This window comes from Ruegeria sp. ANG10, assembly GCF_040705255.1.
GTDB lineage: Bacteria > Pseudomonadota > Alphaproteobacteria > Rhodobacterales > Rhodobacteraceae > Ruegeria.
The window spans coordinates 172,250-192,551 of the sequence record NZ_JBFCVU010000003.1; the positions used below are offsets into that span (position 1 = coordinate 172,250).

Genomic DNA, 20,302 nt, shown 5'->3' on the forward strand with positions numbered 1-20,302 from the left:
GTGGTCCTCACTGAAAAGCTGGCATGACGTCGTCGATGAACCGCGCCAGAGAGGCGCGTTTGCGTCCGTTGGTCATGCCGCTATCGACCCAGAACGAAAATTCATCATAACCCAGATCCTCATATCGTTTGATCCGGTCAATCACCTGCTGTGTGGTTCCAACGGTCAGATCGCGGCCCAGCTTATCGGTGGTATACATCGGGTTGGCGTCCATTTCGGCCTGCGTGATCGGTTCGATCAAGCCCTGCTGGACCGGGCGTTTGTTCAGGAACCACGCACCGAAATAATTGTAGTAGCGCCGCAGATCCTCAATCCCCTGCGCCACGTCATCCTCATCCTTGCCGACATATGTATGATGCAGCAGCATAATCTTGGGGCGGGGTCCGGCATAGCTGTCGCAGGCATCGTTGAACCGACCCATCAGCGTTTCGATCTCCTCCATCCCCTGCCACAGTGGCGTGACCTGAATGTTGAACCCATTGTGTACGCCAAATTCGTGGCTGTTTGGGTCTCGCGCCGCGATCCATATCGGCGGGCCACCATCCTGCAGCGGCTTCGGGGCCGAGGTCGTGGCAGGGAAGGAATAGAACTCGCCATCATGCGCGCAATCCCCCTGCCAGATTTGGGGCAATAACGGCGTGGTTTCCCGCATTCGCTGGCCAGCTTCCCAAGCGTCCATCCCGGGCATCAGACGTTCGTATTCAAAGGAATAGGCCCCGCGTGCAATGCCTAACTCAATCCGGCCCTTGGTGATCTGATCCGCTGCTGCGGCCTCACCGGCCAGCTTAATAGGGTGCCAGAATGGCGCGACTACCGTACCGGTACCAAGGCGTACATTCTTCGTGTGATGCGCCAGATCAACCAGTGACAGGAACGGGTTCGGCGCAATGGTGAATTCCATGCCGTGATGCTCGCCCGTCCAAACCGCGCGCATACCGCCCTCATCGGCCATTTTCACCAAACCAACGAATTCGTCATAAAGAACGTCATGCGGCTGATCAGGCGTCAGGCGCTCCATGTGCGCAAACAGCGAAAATTCCATCAATCGGCTCCTTTAGCGAAAACTATGAATGTCGCCGCGCTCGGCGTCGCCCAGATACAGGGCGAAATCCCCGGTCTGAGCCTCGCTCGCAAAGCGGGTCATCATGTGGTGAATGCCCTGAGTGGCATATGTCAGATTGGGCAGGTCCGCGACCGGAACCCATTGAGTATTTGCGGATGCAAGAGCCTGATCTGCTGACGCCAGGAAAAACGTATATTGCAGCTTGGTCTCGGTGTCATTGAACGACGAATAGACCTGTTCGATCCGCGCATGGATACCGCGTTCCGACAACCCCTGCTCTAGCCTGTTCCGTTGACCACCAGTCTCAGCGCCCGAGACCTGAACCGGTCGAAACGCAGCGCCATGGGGTTCCAGAAGCACTTGGTCGCCAGCTGTGATAATCGCACCGCAAACCGTTGGGACTTTGGCGTCCATTTCGGCTTCAAGACCCAAGCTGAAATACGACCCGCCCACATAGCCCAATCCGTCGCCCGCAACGTGCGAGAATTCAAGCACACGGCCCATCAGAATGGTATGATCGCCTGCTGGAATGGCCTGATGGGTTTCGCAACAGAATTGCGCCACCGCTCCGTCAACCAGCGGCAAGTCATGCGCGCCATTTTGATGTGGAACTTTCGCGAACCGGTCGCCCTTGTACCCTGCAAAAGTGTTCGAAACTTCTTGCTGGCCCTCTGCCAGGATGTTGACGGCGAAATGACCGCATTCGGTGAACACCTCATAGCTGGACAGGAACTTACCTGGGCACACCAGCAACAGCGGTGGGTCCAGAGAAACCGAAGTAAACGAGTTGGCCGTGAAGCCAACTGGTGCGCCCGTCGCATCGCGGGTGGTCACTACTGTCACGCCGGTCATGAAGCTGCCAAAGGCATTGCGCAGGGCGCGTGGGTCTAGTGTTGTCATGTCAGGCACTCCTGAACGAAGGGCAACAGGACGGCGTTGACCTCTGCCGCATGGGTCATCGGCATCATATGAGCCGCATCAGGGATGATCTCTGCACGCCCCTTTGGTGCAAGGCTGGCCATCTGGCGCGACATATTGGGGGTCGAGTTCGGTTCATCCGCGCCGGTTACAAACAAAGCTGAACATGTGATCTCAGCCAGTTGCTCCTCGGTCGGACCGTCGCTTTCGGCAAAGACCGAATAGGCCGCTTTATAGGCGCGTGGATCGACCTCTTGGAGCCATTGCGCGCAGGCGTCGCGTTCCGCTGACGTATCCTCTGCAAACCACCGGTGAAGAGTGACCGAGGCGTCATTCAACCGCTGCGCATCCAGAGCACGAGCCCGCGACAGGACCGATTGTTGGGCCGCGTCTGACCGCTTGAAAATGGCGTTTAGGGCCGCAACCCCCTTGACATTTCGATTGCCCGAGGCCGCTGTATGCGTCGCAATCAGCGCGCCCATCGAATGCCCGATCAGCACCGCAGGCTCGTTCAACAACGCGGCAATCGGCGCGGCGTAACTATTCAGTCCACTTGGCGCGGCAAATGCCGATTCCCCGTGACCCAGCATGTCCGGGCAAACAACCCGATACCCAGCAGAAACCAAAGGCTCGATCTGCCCGCCCCACGCTTCGGCCCGCAGACCGACACCGTGCAACAGCACGACCAGAGGCCCCTCGCCCACGTCAATCGCGGCCAGATCGCCGAACTTAGACCGAGGCCGGGTTGTCCACGTCATTACCCAAATCCTTCAAGTCCTGATAACGGTCACCAATCCGGTGGTGCGGACGCCCCGTCGTCGCGCCGCCCAGCACAATCACAACCTCATCAGCGCGCGGAGCGTCGGGAATGGCGAATTGCAACGTCAGGTAATGTGACCGGCGACCGGCGTCGTTCTTGTCCATCAGTGGCACCATGATCGGTGCATTGGCTGCCCCTCGGGTATTGGTGAAGGACAGGTAGGATTTCGCCCCAACGGCCTGCCGGAAATGATTACCGAAATGCAGCGTGTGGATCAGGCCCGAGGCATGCTCGACCTCTCCATCCAGCCCTACCACAGCAGCCTTGCCATAGGCTTCGATTGCATCACCGCTGCCAGCCAGCGCAATCATTCGTCCGGTCAGTTCCTCACCTAGAACAGGGGCAAAGCTGAGAATCTCAGGCCTCAGATCTTCAACATAACGCCCGGCCCATGGGTTGGTGACCACGGCCGCAACCGCGAACATCCGCCATGGGCAATCTGCCTTGCGAAAACCTTCCACCAGAACCTCTTCGTCGTAGGTCACGATTTTTCGAATATTTGGCTGCACAAACGCCCCCTGTGATTGGTTGGCAAAATATCACTGGCGAAGGGCTGCTTTGACAAACGAAAGAACTTTGGTCTTAGGTATTAGTGACTCTAATATGTAGGTTACAAATGTCCAAAACCCTACCCCCGCTCACGTGGTTCAGATCGTTTGAAGCGGCCGCCCGACGGCTAAGTTCCACCGCAGCCGCTGACGAGATCGGCCTGACGCAATCCGCTGTCAGCCAACAGATCAGATCGCTGGAAACGCGGTTGGGTGTGGTGCTGTTTCACCGCCACGCGCGTGGCTTGTCACTGACCGACGAGGGCCGCAAGCTGCTGCCACAGGTCGAGGCCGCGTTGGAGATGCTGCACTCGGCCGCGTCACCGTATCTGGCCGATGAACGCGCGCGTCACCTGACTGTTGCGGCGTCGGTCAGCGTGCTGGAATGGGTGATATCCCCCGCGTTGCCGCAATTCCGGTCGCGAAACCCGGACACATCCGTGCGCTTTGTCAGCACGATCTGGCCGGATGAATACTCGGCCTCTCGCGCGGATATCGAAATTCGGTTCGGGTCTGCGAAACAGGTGGGTCGGGACGCAACCGAACTGTTGCCCAATGATCTGATCGCGGTGAAATCACCCCGGTTGAACGGTGACCTGTCGGACCTGCCGTTGATCGAGGCGGTCGGCACATCCGGCAATTGGACCTCTTGGTCCGAGGCCACTGGACACTCGATCCCAACGCCCACTTTCTATGTGGATTCTTACGGCCTTGCCCTGCAACTCGCCACAACCGGAAACGGGGTGGCTCTGGTCAACGCTCTGGTCGCGGAACACGCATTGCGCACCAGTCAGGTCATACGTGCCACCGAAGCCTGGGCCCCGGCAACCGAAGGGTATTTTCTAGCGGTCCAACGCCGCTCGCCCGAGGTGGACGCATTTGTAGAATGGTTTTCCGGCATCCTGCCCGAGGTAAGTCGCATTTAACGTCTGATTCAGACAAGTCGATGTCGCATCTGAGGATATTCACAAGCCGCATTTTAGTGAATTCTGGCAAAAAAGGTCCGATTCATGCGATATTCAGGCTTCCGAGTCATCAAAGAGGCGCTCACCGGCCACAAAGGGTGGAAACCGGTCTGGCACGAGCCCGAACCCAAGGCGCATTACGATATCATCGTCATTGGTGGCGGTGGTCATGGGCTGGCGACGGCGCACTACCTGTCCAAGGTCTATGGTCAGCGCAACGTGGCCGTTGTCGAAAAGGGTTGGATCGGCGGTGGCAATGTGGGGCGGAACACGACGATTGTCCGATCGAACTATATGCTGGACGGGAATGAGCCGTTCTACGAGTTCTCGATGAAGCTGTGGGAAGGGCTTGAGCAGGACCTGAACTACAACGCCATGATGAGCCAGCGCGGGATCATCAATCTGTTCCACACGGACGGCCAGCGCGACGCCTATACAAGGCGCGGCAACGCGATGATCCTGAATGGCGCGGATGCCGAGTTGCTGGATGCCGAACAGGTGCGCAAGGAACATCCCTATCTGAATTTCGACGACGCACGCTTTCCGATCAAAGGCGGCTTGGTTCAGCGCCGCGCGGGTACTGCTCGTCATGACGCGGTGGCTTGGGGGTTTGCGCGGTCGGCTGATTTGCACGGCGTCGACATCATCCAGAATTGCGAGGTCACGGGCCTGCGGATCGAGAATGGCAAATGCCTGGGCGTAGAAACCACCAAAGGCTTCATCGGCGCAAACAAAGTGGGGTGTGCGGTTGCGGGCAGCTCCGGGCGCGTGATGGGAATGGCAGGGATGCGGCTGCCCATCGAAAGCCACGTGTTGCAGGCCTTTGTATCTGAGGGTCTGAAACCGGTACTGCCCAGCGTTATCACCTTTGGCGCGGGGCATTTCTATGTCAGCCAATCCGACAAGGGCGGCCTTGTCTTTGGCGGCGATATCGACGGCTATAACACCTACGCCCAACGCGGCAACCTGCCGGTGGTCGAGGATGTTTGCGAAGGCGGGGTCGCCCTGATGCCCATGATCGGCCGGGCCCGTCTGTTGCGGATGTGGGGCGGTGTCATGGATATGTCGATGGACGGCTCGCCCATCATCGACCGCACGCCGGTTGAGGGGCTCTATTTTAACGGCGGTTGGTGTTACGGCGGGTTTAAGGCGACTCCGGCTTCGGGCCATTGCTTTGCGCATCTGTTGGCGAAGAACGAGCCGCACCCGGTCGCAACCGCCTATCGTCTCGACCGGTTTCGGACCGGCCGGATGATCGACGAAAAAGGGGTGGGCAACCAGCCCAACCTGCACTGAGGGGACCGTTCAATGATTATCAACCATCCCCTTTTGGGCCCGCGCGATGCCTCGGAATTCACTTATCTGGGCGATGCCTCGCTGATCGATCGTCCTGATTGGCAGTCTGAGAACGCAGCTGAGGCGTTCTATGAATATGGTTATGTTCGTGACAACCCAGCCGGTGAGCACCAGGAGCTTTGGTATCATGAGGCCGGAGACCGATCCTGGCTGGTCGTCACACGCAACACGCTGACGCATGAGATTTCAAAGGTGGAACTGGCCCGCGACGTGGCCCGCGCACGGGGGCGATCCAAATGACGCAGACAAACCGGCTGAATGGCGGCCAGATCGACCGCAACACCTCTTTGTCCTTCAAGTTCGACGGGCGCAGCTTTACCGCACATCCCGGCGATACTCTGGCCTCGGCCCTGCTGGCCAACGACGTGCGGCTGATCGGGCGCTCGTTCAAGTACCACCGCCCGCGCGGGTTGCTGACCGCCGGGTCCGAAGAACCCAACGGCATGGTCGAGCTGCGCACCGGCGCCCGCAAGGAACCCAACACCCGCGCTACAACGATTGAGATTTTCGATGGGCTTGAGGCAAAGTCGCAGAACCGCTGGCCCAGCTTGAAGTTCGATGCGCTGGCCGTGAACGATATGTTTTCGAACTTCCTGTCAGCGGGGTTTTACTACAAGACTTTCATGTGGCCCGCGGCGTTCTGGGAAAAGCTTTACGAGCCGATGATCCGCCGCGCCGCCGGTCTGGGGTCTCTGTCGATGGAGGCCGACCCGGACGAGTATGATAAGGGGTTCCGTCACTGCGATCTGCTGATCATCGGTGCCGGTCCTGCTGGTTTGATGGCAGCGCTGACCGCAGGACGTGCCGGGGCAAACGTTATTCTGGCGGATGAGGATTTCACCCTAGGCGGACGTCTAAACAGCGAGAGCTATACGCTGGGTGACCACAAGGCCCCAGACTGGGCGGCTCAAGCGGTTGCAGAGCTATCGTCTTTGCCCAACGTCAGGCTTATGCCGCGCACCACAGTCATCGGCGCGTTTGACCATGGCGTCTATGGCGCAGTGGAACGGACCGGAGATCACCTGGCCACCCTGCCCGCAGGCAAACCCCGACAGATCCTGTGGCGCATCTACACGCAGAAAGCGCTGCTTTGCGCCGGGGCCACAGAACGCCCCATCGCGTTCGAAAACAACGACCGACCCGGCATCATGATGGCCAGCGCCTTGCGAACCTATACCAACCGGTTCGCGGCCACGGCATCGCAACGCGTGGCGATCTTTACCAACAATGACGATGGTCATCGCACCGCGGCCGATCTGCACGCCAAAGGCGTCACAATCACTGCCGTCGTGGATGTGCGCGAGGACGCACCTACCTGCTATGATTATGAGGTTCTGAAAGGCGCGCAAGTCATTGACACTAAAGGACGCCACGGCCTGACCTTTGTCGAGATCGCCTTGCCTGACGGCTCAACCCGTACTCTGGAAAGCGGGGCGCTGGGCGTGTCCGGCGGCTGGAACCCGAACGTGCATATGACATGTCACCAACGCGGACGCCCGGTCTGGAACGACGCTCTGGCTGCCTTTGTGCCTGGAGAAAACCTGCCCGTCGGCCTGTCGGTTGCTGGTGCTGCAAACGGGGTGATGTCGACACATGGCGCCCTGCAATCCGGTGCGGAAGGCGCGGCCAACGCGCTGGAACTGACAGGTCCCCTGCCCGACTTGCCCGAAGCTGAGGATGCTCCGGTCTCGCAAACGCCATTCTGGTACGTTCAAGGATGCAAGCGCGCCTGGGTGGATCAGCAGAACGACGTGACAGTCAAGGACGTCAAGCTCAGCTATCAGGAAGGGTTCCGCTCGGTCGAGCATCTGAAACGCTATACAACACTGGGCATGGCGACGGATCAGGGCAAGACCTCGAATATCACTGGGCTTGCGATCATGGCCGAGGTGGCTGGCAAATCGATCCCCGAGGTTGGAACCACCATCTTCCGCCCGCCCTATACGCCCGTGCCGATTGGCACCTTTGCGGGCCGGATGAAGGGGCGGGAATTCCACCCGACCCGCCTGACGCCCTCGCACTATTGGGCCAAGGAACGCGGCGCGGTGTTTGTCGAGGTTGGCAACTGGCTGCGCGCGCAGTGGTTCCCCCTGCCCGGTGAAACCCATTGGCGGCAATCGGTGGACCGTGAGGTGCGCCAAACCCGCGCCTCAGTCGGGGTGTGCGATTGTACGACGCTGGGCAAGATCGACGTTCAGGGGACCGATGCGGCCGAATTTCTGAACCGCATCTACGCCAACGGTTTTGCCAAGCTGGCGGTGGGAAAAACCCGGTACGGCCTGATGCTGCGCGAAGACGGGATGGTCATGGATGACGGCACCGCCGCGCGGATGGCCGAAGATCACTTCGTCGTCACAACAACCACGGCGAACGCTGTAAGTGTCTATCGCCACATGGAATTTGCGCGCCAGTGCCTGTATCCGGACATGGATGTGCAACTGATTTCTACCACCGAAGCCTGGGCACAATACGCAGTGGCCGGACCCAATTCGCGCAAACTGCTGCAAAAGATCGTGGACCTTGAGTTTGATCTTTCGAACGACGCCTTCCCGTTCATGGCATGCGGCAACGTCACCGTCTGCGGTGGGCTACGGGCGCGGCTGTTCCGGATCTCGTTCTCGGGCGAGCTGGCCTATGAAATCGCGGTGCCCTCACGTTATGGCGACGCGCTGATGCGGCGGCTGATGGCCGAGGGTGAGGAATTTGACGTCACACCCTATGGCACCGAAGCGCTGGGCGTGATGCGGGTTGAAAAGGGCCATGCTGCCGGAAGTGAACTGAACGGCACCACAACAGCATTGAACCTTGGCTTGGGTAAAATGGTGTCGAAGAAGAAAGACAGCATCGGCTCGGTCCTGTCCGAACGCGAGGCTCTGGTCGAACCGGATGTTCTGCGGCTCGTCGGGATCAAACCTCTGCAACCCGAAGATAAGGTCACAGCAGGCGGACATCTAATGAACAGCGAAGGCCCGGTCGATGCGGCGCATGATCAAGGGTATGTGACCTCGGCTGTCTACTCGCCGATCCTCAACAGCAATATCGGTCTGGGTCTTGTGAAAAACGGGGCCGAGCGACTGGGCGAGAAAATGCGTCTGGTCTCACCCCTGACTGACCTGACCATCGAGGTGGAACTTGTCTCGGCCCATTTCGTCGACCCTGAAGGAGAGCGTCTGCGTGCATGATCTTGTTGCGATAACCGCCCTGGGCGGGACTGACCCACACGTGGACACCGTCGGAGATGTCACATGTACCGAAGTGCCCGGTGTTGCGCTGGCTTCGGTCGCGGCCCGGATGGGGCAGGAAGACAATACCGCCACTTCTCTGGCTAAGTTGATCGATGCCCCCACCCCCGATATTGGTCGCTGGGCGGGTACAACGATCAGCGCGTTCTGGGCCGGCCCCGATCAATGGATGATTGAGGCCCCCTTTGACACCTACGAAGCGCTTGCAGAACAGGTCAAAACCGCCATGGGAGATGCCGCCTCGGTCACCGAGCAAACGGACGGCTGGACGCGGTTCGACCTGAACGGAGATGCTATCGCGGCAGTTCTGGAACTGCTGTGTCAGCTTGATCTGCGCAAGCTTGACCCAGGCAGCGCCGCGCGCTGTTCGATCCATCATATCGGTTGTTTTGTTCTGTGCCGAACACCCGAGAGCTTTAGTGTCTACGGTCCGCGATCCTCGGCTGGTTCGTTGCATCATGCAATTGTCACAGCGATGCGCTCGGCGCTTTGATCCATCAGTCAGACCGACGGGAGCGGCGCGTTATCTTCGACGCGAAAACGGTTGATTCTGCGCCGATCTTCGCTGGGGCTTAGTCCGAAGGCCGCCCGATAATGCGTCACCAGAGGAGCGACCGAACCGTACCCGACGGCTGAGGCAATCTGGGGTATCGGGTCCTTGGTATAAACCACCATTTGCCTCGCGGCCTTCATGCGCATTGCACGGTAATAGTGGCTGGGGCTTTGGCTGGTCGCCTGTTTGAAAGCCCGTTCGATCTGGCGGGGCGTCACCCCCATCTGCTGCGCCACCTCTGCCACAGAAATCGGCTCACTCATATGCGCTGCAAACAACGCGACGCTACGGGATACCAAAGGCGGCAGGTTGTCACCCGTGTCGGGCGCAGTGGCGCTGGGTACCTGCTGTTGCACACTGGCGCCGCGCATCATCGGGTGCTGGAACCAACAGGCAACCTCATGCGCGACGTCCCCGCCCAACCTGTCCTGAATAAGATGCAAAGCCAAATCAAACCCCGCCGCCGCGCCCGAGACGGTTGTACGACTGGCATCTCTGACGATCACTTCACTACGGGCATCCATTTCGGGGAATTCTGCTTCGAACGCGGCCTCATAACACCAATGCACTGACACCGGATGACCCTGCATGACACCTGACCGGACCAGCGGAAAAACACCCGCGCTGATCCCGCCCAGAACCGTCCCGTGGCGGCCAAGACTGCGCAGAGCCCCGTTGCCAAAACTCGGGTTGTTAAAGACCGATGTCGGGCTGCTGAGAAGGAAAATGATGTCAACATCCTTGCAGGTCGCCAGCGATCGTTCGGCTTCGAACCCGACACCTGCGCTGGATTGGACTTTTTGACCATTCTCGGAAATCAGCGACCAGAGGAACGCTTCTTGTCCCGCGATTTCATTGGCCGCCCGCAATGGCTCGATCACCGAGGTCAGGCAAGCCATGGGAAAGCCGTCAAACAGCAAAAAGCCGATCTCGATTCTGTTTTCAGTCCGCATGGACCTGTCCTAGCAGGAAATCCGCCGCTGCTCTAAGCGAAGTTTCAAGCCCAGCGGATCAACCCAATGACGGCTGATGTTGCGTAAAACCCCTGTAGCAACAGAAATGTCCAGCGACGGTCGATCACAGCCCAGGCTGCGAACAGACCCGACGACAATAGCAGAAGCGTAAAACCCAACAGCTCCGCCCCGATATTCGAGGCGATCAGCAAGGCATAGGCCATCGCCAACACGGACCCGGTGATTTCAAACACCGTAGTTAGACCACGGCGCGAGGTTTCGAGTTTTTCCATGCTTCACCTCTGTCCTATCATGCGGTCTGTCTGAGCGGGCACAGTGATAAAAAATGTCATGTTCGGCCTTTGATGTTTTGTCTTTTCCTGTGACTAGACCAAGGTTATCATGTGACTCAAATGAATGATTGTCATTCTGTGATCTTATTTTGTCATATGGCCGTACATGAACGAACGTCTGGAAATTGACGCCCTGCGCGCCTTGCTGGCCATTGCGGCACATGGTGGCGTGACCCGCGCGGCGGAACATCTGGCGCTGTCTCAATCTGCGGTCAGCCACAAAATTCGTCGGCTGGAACATGCGTTGGATTGTAGATTACTGGCCCGCCGCGCCGGTGGCCCCTTGTTTACCGAGGCCGGCCAACGGCTGTGCGACTATGCCCGCCGGATCACTGATTTGCATGACGAAGCGTTGTCATCTTTGGGCAAGAAACCCCTGACCGGAACCATCCGCCTGGGCATGACCGAGGACACCGCCACAAGCGATATCGCCCGAATAATAGGTCGCTTCACGCGATTATACCCTGACATTCGTGTCCGCACCCGCACCAGCCAAAGCCTAAACGTACAGACCTGGTTGAAGGCCGGAGAACTGGATGTGGCGGTCATGCAGATCTTTCATCAGGACATCCTGCCTGATGATTTAATCCTGTTTGAAGACACACTGCACTGGGTCAAAGCGCCGGAATTTCACCTGGATTTATCCTCGCCTGTGCCTTTTCTATCCTTCGATAGCCAGTGTTTTTATAAACAATGGGGCATGGGACAAAAGCTGCACCAATTCGACAATGTTCTAGAGTGCCCGAGTGCGGCGGGCATCCAATCGGCGGTGCGGTCGGGTTTGGGTGTCGCATTGTTGAACGGAATGCACATCACTTCGGACATGGAAATCATCGACAAGCTTTTCCCAGTCCCGCCCCGTATCGCCTTTGTCGCGCGCACGCATCTAAAGCGCCGAAACCCGGCTGCAATAGCTCTCATTCAGGAAATCCGCAAAGAGGTTGAGACCACGATGCCTGCGACCGGCGCAGGCTAAGTTAACTCGCCCCGAGATTGAACGCTTTGGACATACGTTCCCGGCGGCGTTCGATCGACTTGTGAAACGCCAACTTGCTGAACAAAACAAGCGGGAACATCACCCGTTCACCTAGCCCGTCAATCACTACCAGCTTTCCGCCCCGTTCTTGCGCGCGAACGATGTTTTCAAACCCCATATCACCGACAATGATCTGCCCTTTTTTGAGGTCATCCATCAACTCCATGAACTCATCATGTAGTCGTTGGCGCGCCTCCCTGTCCGACGCAACCGCGCGCTTTTCGGATTGCAGGGTCGGCGCCAGCCCACCACCTGAACCGGTCAGTTTTTCCACAACCAAAGCCGGGCCTTGCGATGTCGGCGCATACCCCATGAACCGTGCGAGGCGCTCGATTTCCGGGCAACCGCGGTTCAACGCGGCCAGATATTCGTTCGCTTCTCGATTCCATTGCCGCAGATTGCCATAGCGCCAGGCCGCATACCGCGGAATCGTATGATGACGAACAGGTTCATCCACCCGAACTTTCAACAACGCGCCTTCAATTTCCGGGTGTTGGAAAATCTTGTAGTTGCGGCTTTCGCGCAGCGGAGTTTGGCCGCTTAGGTCAATCATGTCTGTCAGGTCCCAATCATGAGAAACGTGCGCCGCAGGGGCACTTAGTGCTGAAATCAGTGCCCTTCATAGGGCGTTCTTATTTCCGTGACAATTCACCTTTGTTTCAACCTGTACCAGCTGATGACGCTTCCTGGGCCTGTTTGATCAACCAGTTCTGAACCGCCTCAGCGACTTTTGCCTGTCTGGGCGTGCGGGGGGTGACGACGTGGTACCCCTCCTGCACCGGGGTCGTAAAAGAAACGGGTTGGCACAAACGCCCGGCCTCAATATCCCCGGCGACAAATTCCCGGTTGGCCAGCGCAACGCCCTGCCCGGCGATTGCTGCATCGATGGCCAGTGAGGTCTGGCTGAACGCCATGGTTTTTAGCCCGGATACAGGCACTTCTCCCAAAGCGGCCTCCAGAAACAGGGGCCATTGACCATGGGTGTCTTCGAGCAGAACATGGTTGATCAGGTCTGCAGGCGACTGAATTGGGTTGCGCCCTGACGCCAGATCAGGATGGCAGACAGCGATCAATTCGGCAGAAAACAAAGGCACCGAGACCAATCCCGGACCAAACGGTGGCTTACCCTGCCGGATCGCGATATCGACCCCGTCCGTCTGGAAATTCGCCAATGTGTTCGACGCATCCAGACGTAGCCGGATATCGGGATGGTCCTTCGCGAAAAAGCCCAATCTCGGCACCAGCCACCGTGTAGCAAAAGAAGGGGTTGAACTGATCGTGGCAACAACGTCTTGCGGTGACAGGTTTGCCGTCGCCTCGGCCATCAAGTCAAAAGCGCGACGGAGCGGTGCAAGGTAGGCTCGCCCCTCATCAGTCAGGGACAGTCCTCGGGCCTGCCTATGGAACAGTTTGATTTGCAATATTTCTTCAAGCGACCGTACCTGTTGGGCCACAGCGCCTTGCGTGACACCCAACTCATCAGCGGCCCGGCTGAAATTCAGATGGCGCCCGGATGCTTCAAACGCCTTCAATGCGTTCAAGGGGGGTAAATTACGCATGGTTAGGGAGTCAACATGATAGAATTTCTACAAGGTTAAGGCAGAATTACTGATTGGTCAAACGCCACCGTTGACGCCATCTTGCACCTTAAGTAAACGCAAAGAGGTGCAACATGACGGACAACAAAGTCGCAATCATCGTGGGCGGCGGCAGCGGCATGGGCGCGGAAAGCGCCCGTCGTTTGGCAGCAGATGGGTTCAACGTCGCCATCCTGTCTTCATCGGGTAAAGGCGAAGCCTTGGCGACCGAATTGGGTGGCATCGGCTTGACCGGCACCAACAGGTCCAGCGCGGACATGCAAAGGTTGGTGGACATGGCCATGGACCGCTGGGGTCGCGTGGATGTGTTGGTGAATTCGGCTGGTCACGGCCCCCGCGCCCCGGTCCTCGAGATCAGTGATGACGACTGGCACGAAGGGCTGGAGGTCTACTTCCTCAACGCGGTAAGGGCCACGCGGATCATCGCCCCGATCATGATCGGCCAAAAGTTCGGAGCAATCATCAACATCTCGACCTTCGCGGCGTTCGAACCCGATCCGGTGTTTCCAACCTCTGGTGTGATGCGGGCAGGTCTGGCAGCCTACACCAAATTGTTCGCGGACAAACATGCGGCTGATAATGTGCGCATGAACAACGTGCTGCCGGGCTTCATCGACAGCCTGCCGGAAAATCCGGACTGGAAGGCCCGCATCCCGATGGAACGATATGGCAAGGCCTATGACGAAATCGCAGCAACCGTAGCTTTTCTGGCCTCGGACGGCGGGGCGTATATCACCGGCCAGAACATCCGCGTGGATGGTGGCCTGACACGGTCGGTTTGATACCGGCCAAGGGGGACTTTGGGCCAACTTTGCGCAAACTGGCCACCAGAGCACATCGCATGTTAGCCCCGCTCAGACGTCCGGCAACGGGGTCAATAGTTAAACGGTCATTTGCTGTTATCCGCGCCACTCTGGGATTGGGTCTTTTGACCGGCCCAAAGTCCAATATCGTCCCCGTCGATGATAATCGCCAGATTCCAGAATTTTCGGATCTCTTCTTCAGCAACCCGCGCTGCAATCGGTTCATCCGGCACGCGTTCAACGCGGAAACCGAACTGCTCAAATCCGCTGTAATCTAAACGACTTAGAATGACCGGATACACCTCGCGTTCCAACGCGGCTGCGGCAAGAAATCTTGCTACATTGTATACTGATTTCATGGGGCTCACGATCCGAACACCGATATGCGTTGGCCCACCCTCATCCCGTTCCCACAGAGCAACGGAAGGGATAAGGCCCATTTCAGGAAATACAACATTCCCGTGCGGCTTGAGTGCTTGATCGCCAGAGATCAGATCATCCAATTGAACCGGCCGTTTTGGCGTCGTTCTGCTCAGGATATCGTACCATGAAATATCTGTCATTTTCTGTACTTGGCCTCTGCGATGATTTCGGCCGCTTTCGCCGCCCCCGCTTCTGGCAATTCAATTTTATTCAACGCGGTCCGATAGACCTCCAGATCACCTTGATCCAGGCAGTCTGAAACCGTTCGCTCTAGTTTCATGAACTCTTTTTCGGTGATGATCGCGCACAGGTCGCGGTCAGCCAACGCCTGAGCGCGTCGTTCCTGATTGTCCAGATACGGTGCTGATTGGGGGATCAGGATTGCCGGAATTTTGTTGTACAGGATCTCGAGAACAGAATTGTATCCCGCCGCCGAAATGACCAAATCCGCGGCCAGGCAAAGGGTTGTGGCCTCAAAGGTCTGAACAACGTGAGTATTTGACCAACCGAAGGTGGCCGGCTGAACCTTGCTGCCCGGCCAGGTTACGACAAGATGCAAACAGTCTGACCGGTCCTCAAGCATCCCGGAAATTGCCTGAAGTTGCGCTGACCGGTCCGACGCCACGCCGCCGCCTAACATGCTGACAACCAGGTGATCGAAGTCACGCCCAAACCGTTCAGCCAGCCGATGCCTAAGTCCTTGGCGTTCATCATCCGACTGAACCACATGGCGAAAGATCGGGCCAACATTGCGAACGTGATCGCCGTAACTGTAGGTGTCGTTTAGCTCTTCAAAGGCTTCGGATGGCACTATGACCTTGTCGAATACGGCCTCACGCTGAAGCATTCTTGGCCTGGACCGTCCATCAGGCCACAACCCACGCCGTATCCAAACCGCCGACAAGTTGCGCTCAAGGATCGTTCGGTAGACGGAATCAAAGACATAGCCGCCGTCAAACACCAACCTGTCATTTTCCTGTAGCGCTGCGCCAAGTCGGCGGTAAGTCAGGATATCGTTGCCGTTAAAATTGGCTGATACTTCAGTCCGCTGAACCAGAGGGATACTGTCCATGCCTTCGCGGAGCACAAGTGGAACGCAGCTGGGAAAGGCCGCAAAAATCGGGGCCACGTCATCCGGCAATTCTTTGGCAATGATAGCGCATCGCTGAGCGTGCCCCAATCCAACCCCGTTGGTTGGAAAAAACACTGTTCGCTGTGCCGTTCGAATAGGTTCCCGCTTTCGGGGCATTAGGTCTGCTGCCTTTTCCAAACGGGAAATGTCCACCGAATGCAGCCACTGGGATTTTGTCGCCTGTTCAGCAACCCCGGCAAGGTTTTCAAGTATCTTCCCTGTGAGGTACCCGTCCAGCGCAAGCGGCGTTTTGGGCCCGATCAAAGCCGGGGCGCCAGAGGACACAATGGCCTCATCATCCGTGCAATCTATCGCGACCCCACCAGTGGCGATCAATTCGACTGCAAGCGCGGCCATGCGAACCCCGGCGACACCATGACCAAACATCACTAAGACGTCTGTCGTATTTGCCAGGATGCGGGCTGAAAGATCTGTATACAGAATAGTAGGCAAATCGTGGAAGGGCGACTCATTGATCACCTTGTTCTGCGCCCCGTTGACGATAAGTTGCAGAGTATAGTCACTGCGATTGCTCATCCGGGACAAGCAAGAGAGCGTCTCAGGCGCGTCCAGTTCCATGGACCCCAAGACCACGGCAACACTTGGCATTTCGACCGCAGAACGGGCCGTTGGCCGAATGTCGGCGACCAACGGACAGGCCGCCGAAGGTAGCATCGAGCGCGGTTGGAATTCCGTAAGGTCCAGAACAGTGGCTTCACGCCCAAGCGCATATGCCAGACGCGCCTTTGCACTGATATAACTTTGCTGCGTTTCGAAACGGCCCGTGGCAACCACTGGAACATCCGCCGCCAGTTGCCTTTGCCTCAAGGACTCAAGAAGAAGATCATCAATCTCCTCGGCGCCAAGCACAAATACCCTTTCGACCTCATGCTCGTCCGGATCGACCAGAAACTTGGCAGCATCGTAAACCCGGCCACGGCCCGCGTCTTTCGGCAGGTATTCGGCATCAATACACACGTTGAAACCGCGTGCGTGCAGCTGATCGGCAAAGATCAATTGCGCATCAAAAGTCCGCAGCGAGCGCGTGCCGGCCTCGATAAAAATCATTTAACAACCCCGCTGTCTGCGGTCAGGACATTGGACAACATTGCCTTGAAACTTTCTGCCGAATAACGCTCCAGCACCTTTTGCGACCGTGAGACCTGTTCTTGATATCGCTGCGGGTCAGCGACGAGATCAGATATGATCCGGTCCACGTCGCCCGGATGACACGTAAGGACAGCATCGCCGAAATTTGCGCCGGTTTCCGGATTGGTAAGAACAACTTTGCCAGCGGCCAACGCTTCGGTCACGACGCGACCAAAGCTTTCTTGCCAGGTCGACGCTGTAAAATAGACGTAGAAATCGATCATTCCAAAAAACTCGTCCACACTAATGGCGTCAAAAGGCAGCAAGGTCCAATGAGCCCGCAGAACACCTGCGTTCAGCATCGCATCAGCACCCAGAATGACATTGCTTTGAGAATGCTCGGGAAAGCACATGTCGAGGTCGGAAAGCGATGGAAACTTTTCAAACCCCGGTCGTGAATGCCTGCCCCGACGGTCCTGTGGCTTTTCGCACGGAGGACTTATATCCGCATGGCAGATGTTGAACCAGTCGGTGTCCCGAACCCTCCACTGCCTTGCCAAGCGTGAGCTTGCCAACCAATCGTTCACGGTCTGGCGATTATGGGGTGAAATCGGTGCCAGGGTTCGCCTTAGCACAAAAGATGACGCCTCAATCTGGTTCAGGCAGCCGGAGACGTCGAACCCTTCCTCGCCGCCCGGACGCAAGAAATTTTCATGCGTCACCACGATCAGATCACGGGCAAAAATTTTGGTGTTCAGTGCCTCGTTGAACTTTAGAAACGATGGATTGTGCAGGATCACGTAATCCGCACTAATACGCGGTGCATCCCAAATCAACGGAATGTGCAATTCGTCCAGCACCTGCCGCAGTGCCGGCGCAACAAATTGATTTTCGCCAAAAGTTCGCGAAGTTATCGCATGCACCTCTAGCGTTCCAAAGTCCACAGCCACCCGCAGTTCGGCCGCAACCGCCGCTGACGTTCCACCGGAAAACCGCGGTTCAATGATGTAGGCGATCTTTGGACGCACTGAGCTATTGATGGCCTCAAGCGCCGACATAAGCTTTAATGCGCCAGCTCGTTGTCGGTCGTAGCAGCCGCGGTACCGGCTGTCGGACCAGCGGTATAGCCAAAGTTCAATGTGCCGGTGGACGCGGCCTCATAAAAGCTGCGGAGTTCGGCCGACAATTCATCGGTTCCGGTCAGCAACCCGGGATTTCTTTCCAGATACGAGCGTAGCGCCTGGGTGTCATTGGCCGACAAGAGTTGATCGATGGCAAGGAGATGCTCAAGCGTGATCTCAGCGCGCGCATCCTGCGTCGTCGTCAGAAATAGTAGCGCGGTTACTATGCCAATAAGTCTGCTTTCAGTCATTTTACAAAAACCCGTCGATACTTTTTAACTTTACACAATTTAACTTAGTCCTTCGCACTTGCCCCATAATAGCGCCATTAGTTTGTCGTTGTCCTGAGTTTTTTCAGAACCTGACTTTTAAGGCGGTTAACCGGGCTGCTTTGGGTCGTTGTCCGGCGGCTTTTCTTGGCCACCCGTTTGACCGGAGCTTGGCCAAGGCCTTCACCGGCCAGATACAATTCGATCACCCCGGTAGGTGTTTTGGACTTCGATCCGGTGAAATCGCGCAACAAGGCGCCTGCGTCCTTAGCAAGGGCGGCAGCTTTGGCCGCATCCTGCCTGTGATAGAACCGCACATTGGATTGGGACACTTTGTAACCAACACGCGCAGTTCCGCTAAGTTCATGCCCCGTCGTTGTTAATTCGGCAACAAATGAGTCCACAGCATCATTGGGAATCTTGTTTGGCGCATAGAGCCTGAATGACGCGCCACCACTTGCACTCGGCTTCAATGGATCGGCATCTTCGCCCGGTAGCGCCGCAATATCCTCGGCAGGCAATGCCGCAGCAGTGGTCGAATCCAGCGGGTTTGGCACCTGTTTCAAAGTAAGCGCCCGTGGGGTTGGCGGGCTAAGCGCCACGTCTTCCAGCAGGATCGAAGGATCAGATGAAACGACTTTCAAAGGACGCTCAGCAGGATTACCCACCAAAGGACGATCTGGCTGAGGTACCTGGATCAGAATAGATGGCAACTGGTGATCTTCTGCGGCCTCCAAAGCCACCGGAGATTGAAGCGACACAATCTGTGAGGACACGCTGGGCGCGCGCTGCGGGGGAATGATCTGGTCGATTGAAATAGCCAAAGGATCAAATGTTGTGGAAATCTCATCCACCAAGGCAATCCGCGTGGCAAAAAGCTCTGGCTCAAGTTCATAAGGCAGAAAACTCGGGTTTGCGTCTTGTTTTGGTAGGTCACCAGCCCCGCCCACCGGCAACAGCGGTGGCTCAAGCGCCGCAACAAATGACAAAACGCTAGGCGGCACGCTTGAGGCGCTGGGCTCAACAACCTCGGTGCTAGAAGAAACAGTAGTCGCCCGCCGCGAGGGCGGGATCGGGTCAATCGAAAACGCCACTGGATCAAAGCCTGCCGAAACTTCGTCCAGCACAGCGATCGACGTAGCAAAGAACTCAGGTTCGAACTCATATGGCAGGAAACTCGGATTAGCCTCTCGTCTCGGCAAATAGCCAGCGCCGCCTACCGGTAGTAACGGTGGTTCTAGCGTCGGAACATACGACAGAACGCTAGGGGCCAGACTTGGAGTGCCGGGCTCAACGATCTCGGCCGTTTCCGCCAACTCGGACTGAAGGGGCGCTGATGAGGCAAGGCTGCTCAGATCCTCCGTCTCTTCCAATTTTGCGCCGGATGACAGCTGCAATGATGACTCGTCGAACAAATCGGCGGAAATAACTGTTTCGCCCCCTGCTCCGCTTGGCACATCAGGTTGCAATGGTCCCGTTTGACCAAAATCGTCTGCCGCTGCGCCATCTGTAGGCCCAATAGCCGCGCTTTCAATCGGGTTCGACACACCCAATCCGAACAAAGTCAGAAATACCGAAGACGAAGCAACCACACCGATGGTGCATCCAAGGGCCACCAAGCCCCACCTGATCCTGCGCCGCGTCCGTTGGTGATCTTTCAGCTGTTGCAGAAGCTTTTTGGACAGGCGATGATCAACTTCCTCGGAAGACAGTATTAAACTTAACTCTGCCCTCGTCAGCGCGCTTAAGGACGCGTCTTCGCTTGCCAGAGTGTCATCAGATGGGCCCGATTTCCCTGCGTCCCTATCTTCCAGAACGCTTTTGGCTGTGGCTTGGTCTGGTTTAGGACTGGCGCGATCAGTTTGTTCACGATTGGTCGGCTTTTCTTCCTGTCTCGGTGTCCGCGTGGAGGTTGCTTTGTCTCCGCCTTCCAGGTTTCCCTGCCGCGCATCGGGACTGCCAGGATCTGCTTTTTTCGACTCGGCTGCGCGACGGGCAAGCACTTCATTTCTTTTGTGCCTCGCTTCCTCGACCTGAGCGGACCATGGCTTTTGCTTGCT

20 protein-coding genes are annotated in these 20,302 nt (G+C 57.3%); 7 read left to right on the forward strand and 13 right to left on the reverse strand.

Annotation, left to right across the window (positions count from 1 at the left end):
* Window positions 1-7 precede the first annotated feature (7 nt).
* The 4 genes from AB1A64_RS08010 to AB1A64_RS08025 are packed head-to-tail and all read right to left on the reverse strand — an operon-like array spanning window position 8 to window position 3,310.
* Entirely contained in the window at window positions 8-1,042 is a 1,035-nt protein-coding gene (locus AB1A64_RS08010) for an LLM class flavin-dependent oxidoreductase (protein ID WP_366550923.1), read from the reverse strand.
* Between the two features lie 12 nt (window positions 1,043-1,054).
* Window positions 1,055-1,963, reverse strand: a complete 909-nt coding sequence (locus tag AB1A64_RS08015) for a flavin reductase family protein (RefSeq protein WP_366550924.1) — start codon at window positions 1,961-1,963, stop codon at window positions 1,055-1,057.
* Window positions 1,960-2,739 (reverse strand): alpha/beta hydrolase, encoded by a 780-nt coding sequence (locus tag AB1A64_RS08020; protein WP_366550925.1) that lies wholly within the window; start codon window positions 2,737-2,739, stop codon window positions 1,960-1,962. Before AB1A64_RS08020 ends, AB1A64_RS08015 begins: the two co-directional genes overlap by 4 nt.
* Window positions 2,711-3,310: an amino acid synthesis family protein gene (locus AB1A64_RS08025; protein WP_366550926.1), complete on the reverse strand. Its 600-nt coding sequence runs from the start codon at window positions 3,308-3,310 to the stop codon at window positions 2,711-2,713. Before AB1A64_RS08025 ends, AB1A64_RS08020 begins: the two co-directional genes overlap by 29 nt.
* 107 nt (window positions 3,311-3,417) lie before the next feature.
* Between AB1A64_RS08025 and AB1A64_RS08030 the strand changes: the two genes are divergently transcribed.
* From AB1A64_RS08030 to AB1A64_RS08050, 5 genes are all read left to right on the forward strand, one after another.
* Window positions 3,418-4,275, forward strand: coding sequence for a LysR family transcriptional regulator (locus tag AB1A64_RS08030; RefSeq protein ID WP_366550927.1), 858 nt, complete (start codon window positions 3,418-3,420; stop codon window positions 4,273-4,275).
* An 84-nt stretch (window positions 4,276-4,359) separates the two neighbouring features.
* Window positions 4,360-5,610, forward strand: coding sequence for a sarcosine oxidase subunit beta family protein (locus tag AB1A64_RS08035; RefSeq protein WP_366550928.1), 1,251 nt, complete (start codon window positions 4,360-4,362; stop codon window positions 5,608-5,610).
* 12 nt (window positions 5,611-5,622) lie between these two features.
* Window positions 5,623-5,910, forward strand: coding sequence for a sarcosine oxidase subunit delta (locus AB1A64_RS08040; protein WP_170393802.1), 288 nt, complete (start codon window positions 5,623-5,625; stop codon window positions 5,908-5,910).
* Window positions 5,907-8,852, forward strand: coding sequence for a sarcosine oxidase subunit alpha family protein (locus tag AB1A64_RS08045; RefSeq protein ID WP_366550929.1), 2,946 nt, complete (start codon window positions 5,907-5,909; stop codon window positions 8,850-8,852). The genes AB1A64_RS08040 and AB1A64_RS08045 overlap by 4 nt, the downstream gene beginning before the upstream one ends.
* A complete protein-coding gene (locus AB1A64_RS08050; RefSeq protein ID WP_366550930.1) occupies window positions 8,845-9,405 on the forward strand; it encodes a sarcosine oxidase subunit gamma in 561 nt (186 codons plus the stop codon). The genes AB1A64_RS08045 and AB1A64_RS08050 overlap by 8 nt, the downstream gene beginning before the upstream one ends.
* A gap of 8 nt (window positions 9,406-9,413) precedes the next feature.
* Here the strand turns inward: AB1A64_RS08050 and AB1A64_RS08055 are convergent, their stop codons facing one another.
* The gene (locus AB1A64_RS08055) at window positions 9,414-10,418 is read right to left on the reverse strand and encodes a GlxA family transcriptional regulator (RefSeq protein WP_366550931.1); all 1,005 of its coding nucleotides are present in this window, start codon (window positions 10,416-10,418) and stop codon (window positions 9,414-9,416) included.
* 44 nt (window positions 10,419-10,462) lie between these two features.
* Complete coding sequence (locus AB1A64_RS08060) at window positions 10,463-10,711, reverse strand: hypothetical protein (RefSeq protein WP_366550932.1); 249 nt, start codon at window positions 10,709-10,711, stop codon at window positions 10,463-10,465.
* A 166-nt stretch (window positions 10,712-10,877) separates the two neighbouring features.
* On the opposite strand from AB1A64_RS08060, the gene AB1A64_RS08065 reads away from it, so the two are divergent.
* Window positions 10,878-11,747 (forward strand): LysR family transcriptional regulator, encoded by an 870-nt coding sequence (locus AB1A64_RS08065; protein WP_366550933.1) that lies wholly within the window; start codon window positions 10,878-10,880, stop codon window positions 11,745-11,747.
* 1 nt (window position 11,748) lies between these two features.
* Here the strand turns inward: AB1A64_RS08065 and AB1A64_RS08070 are convergent, their stop codons facing one another.
* Both AB1A64_RS08070 and gcvA read right to left on the reverse strand, forming a co-directional pair.
* A complete protein-coding gene (locus AB1A64_RS08070) occupies window positions 11,749-12,360 on the reverse strand; it encodes a YrbL family protein (protein WP_366550934.1) in 612 nt (203 codons plus the stop codon).
* A 106-nt stretch (window positions 12,361-12,466) separates the two neighbouring features.
* Window positions 12,467-13,366 (reverse strand): transcriptional regulator GcvA, encoded by a 900-nt coding sequence (gene gcvA, locus AB1A64_RS08075; protein WP_366550935.1) that lies wholly within the window; start codon window positions 13,364-13,366, stop codon window positions 12,467-12,469.
* Between the two features lie 113 nt (window positions 13,367-13,479).
* Between gcvA and AB1A64_RS08080 the strand changes: the two genes are divergently transcribed.
* On the forward strand, window positions 13,480-14,187 hold the full coding sequence (locus AB1A64_RS08080; RefSeq protein ID WP_366550936.1) for an SDR family oxidoreductase: 708 nt from the start codon (window positions 13,480-13,482) through the stop codon (window positions 14,185-14,187).
* Between the two features lie 107 nt (window positions 14,188-14,294).
* Here AB1A64_RS08080 and AB1A64_RS08085 read toward each other — a convergent pair whose 3' ends face one another.
* The 5 genes from AB1A64_RS08085 to AB1A64_RS08105 form a co-directional block, all read right to left on the reverse strand.
* Window positions 14,295-14,711: a hypothetical protein gene (locus tag AB1A64_RS08085; RefSeq protein WP_366550937.1), complete on the reverse strand. Its 417-nt coding sequence runs from the start codon at window positions 14,709-14,711 to the stop codon at window positions 14,295-14,297.
* A gap of 56 nt (window positions 14,712-14,767) precedes the next feature.
* The gene (locus AB1A64_RS08090; protein ID WP_366550938.1) at window positions 14,768-16,831 is read right to left on the reverse strand and encodes a glycosyltransferase; all 2,064 of its coding nucleotides are present in this window, start codon (window positions 16,829-16,831) and stop codon (window positions 14,768-14,770) included.
* Entirely contained in the window at window positions 16,828-17,910 is a 1,083-nt protein-coding gene (locus AB1A64_RS08095) for a hypothetical protein (protein ID WP_366550939.1), read from the reverse strand. The genes AB1A64_RS08090 and AB1A64_RS08095 overlap by 4 nt, the downstream gene beginning before the upstream one ends.
* 5 nt (window positions 17,911-17,915) lie before the next feature.
* Window positions 17,916-18,224, reverse strand: a complete 309-nt coding sequence (locus AB1A64_RS08100; RefSeq protein ID WP_366550940.1) for a hypothetical protein — start codon at window positions 18,222-18,224, stop codon at window positions 17,916-17,918.
* Between the two features lie 77 nt (window positions 18,225-18,301).
* A complete protein-coding gene (locus AB1A64_RS08105) occupies window positions 18,302-19,858 on the reverse strand; it encodes a hypothetical protein (RefSeq protein WP_366550941.1) in 1,557 nt (518 codons plus the stop codon).
* Window positions 19,859-20,302 lie beyond the last annotated feature (444 nt).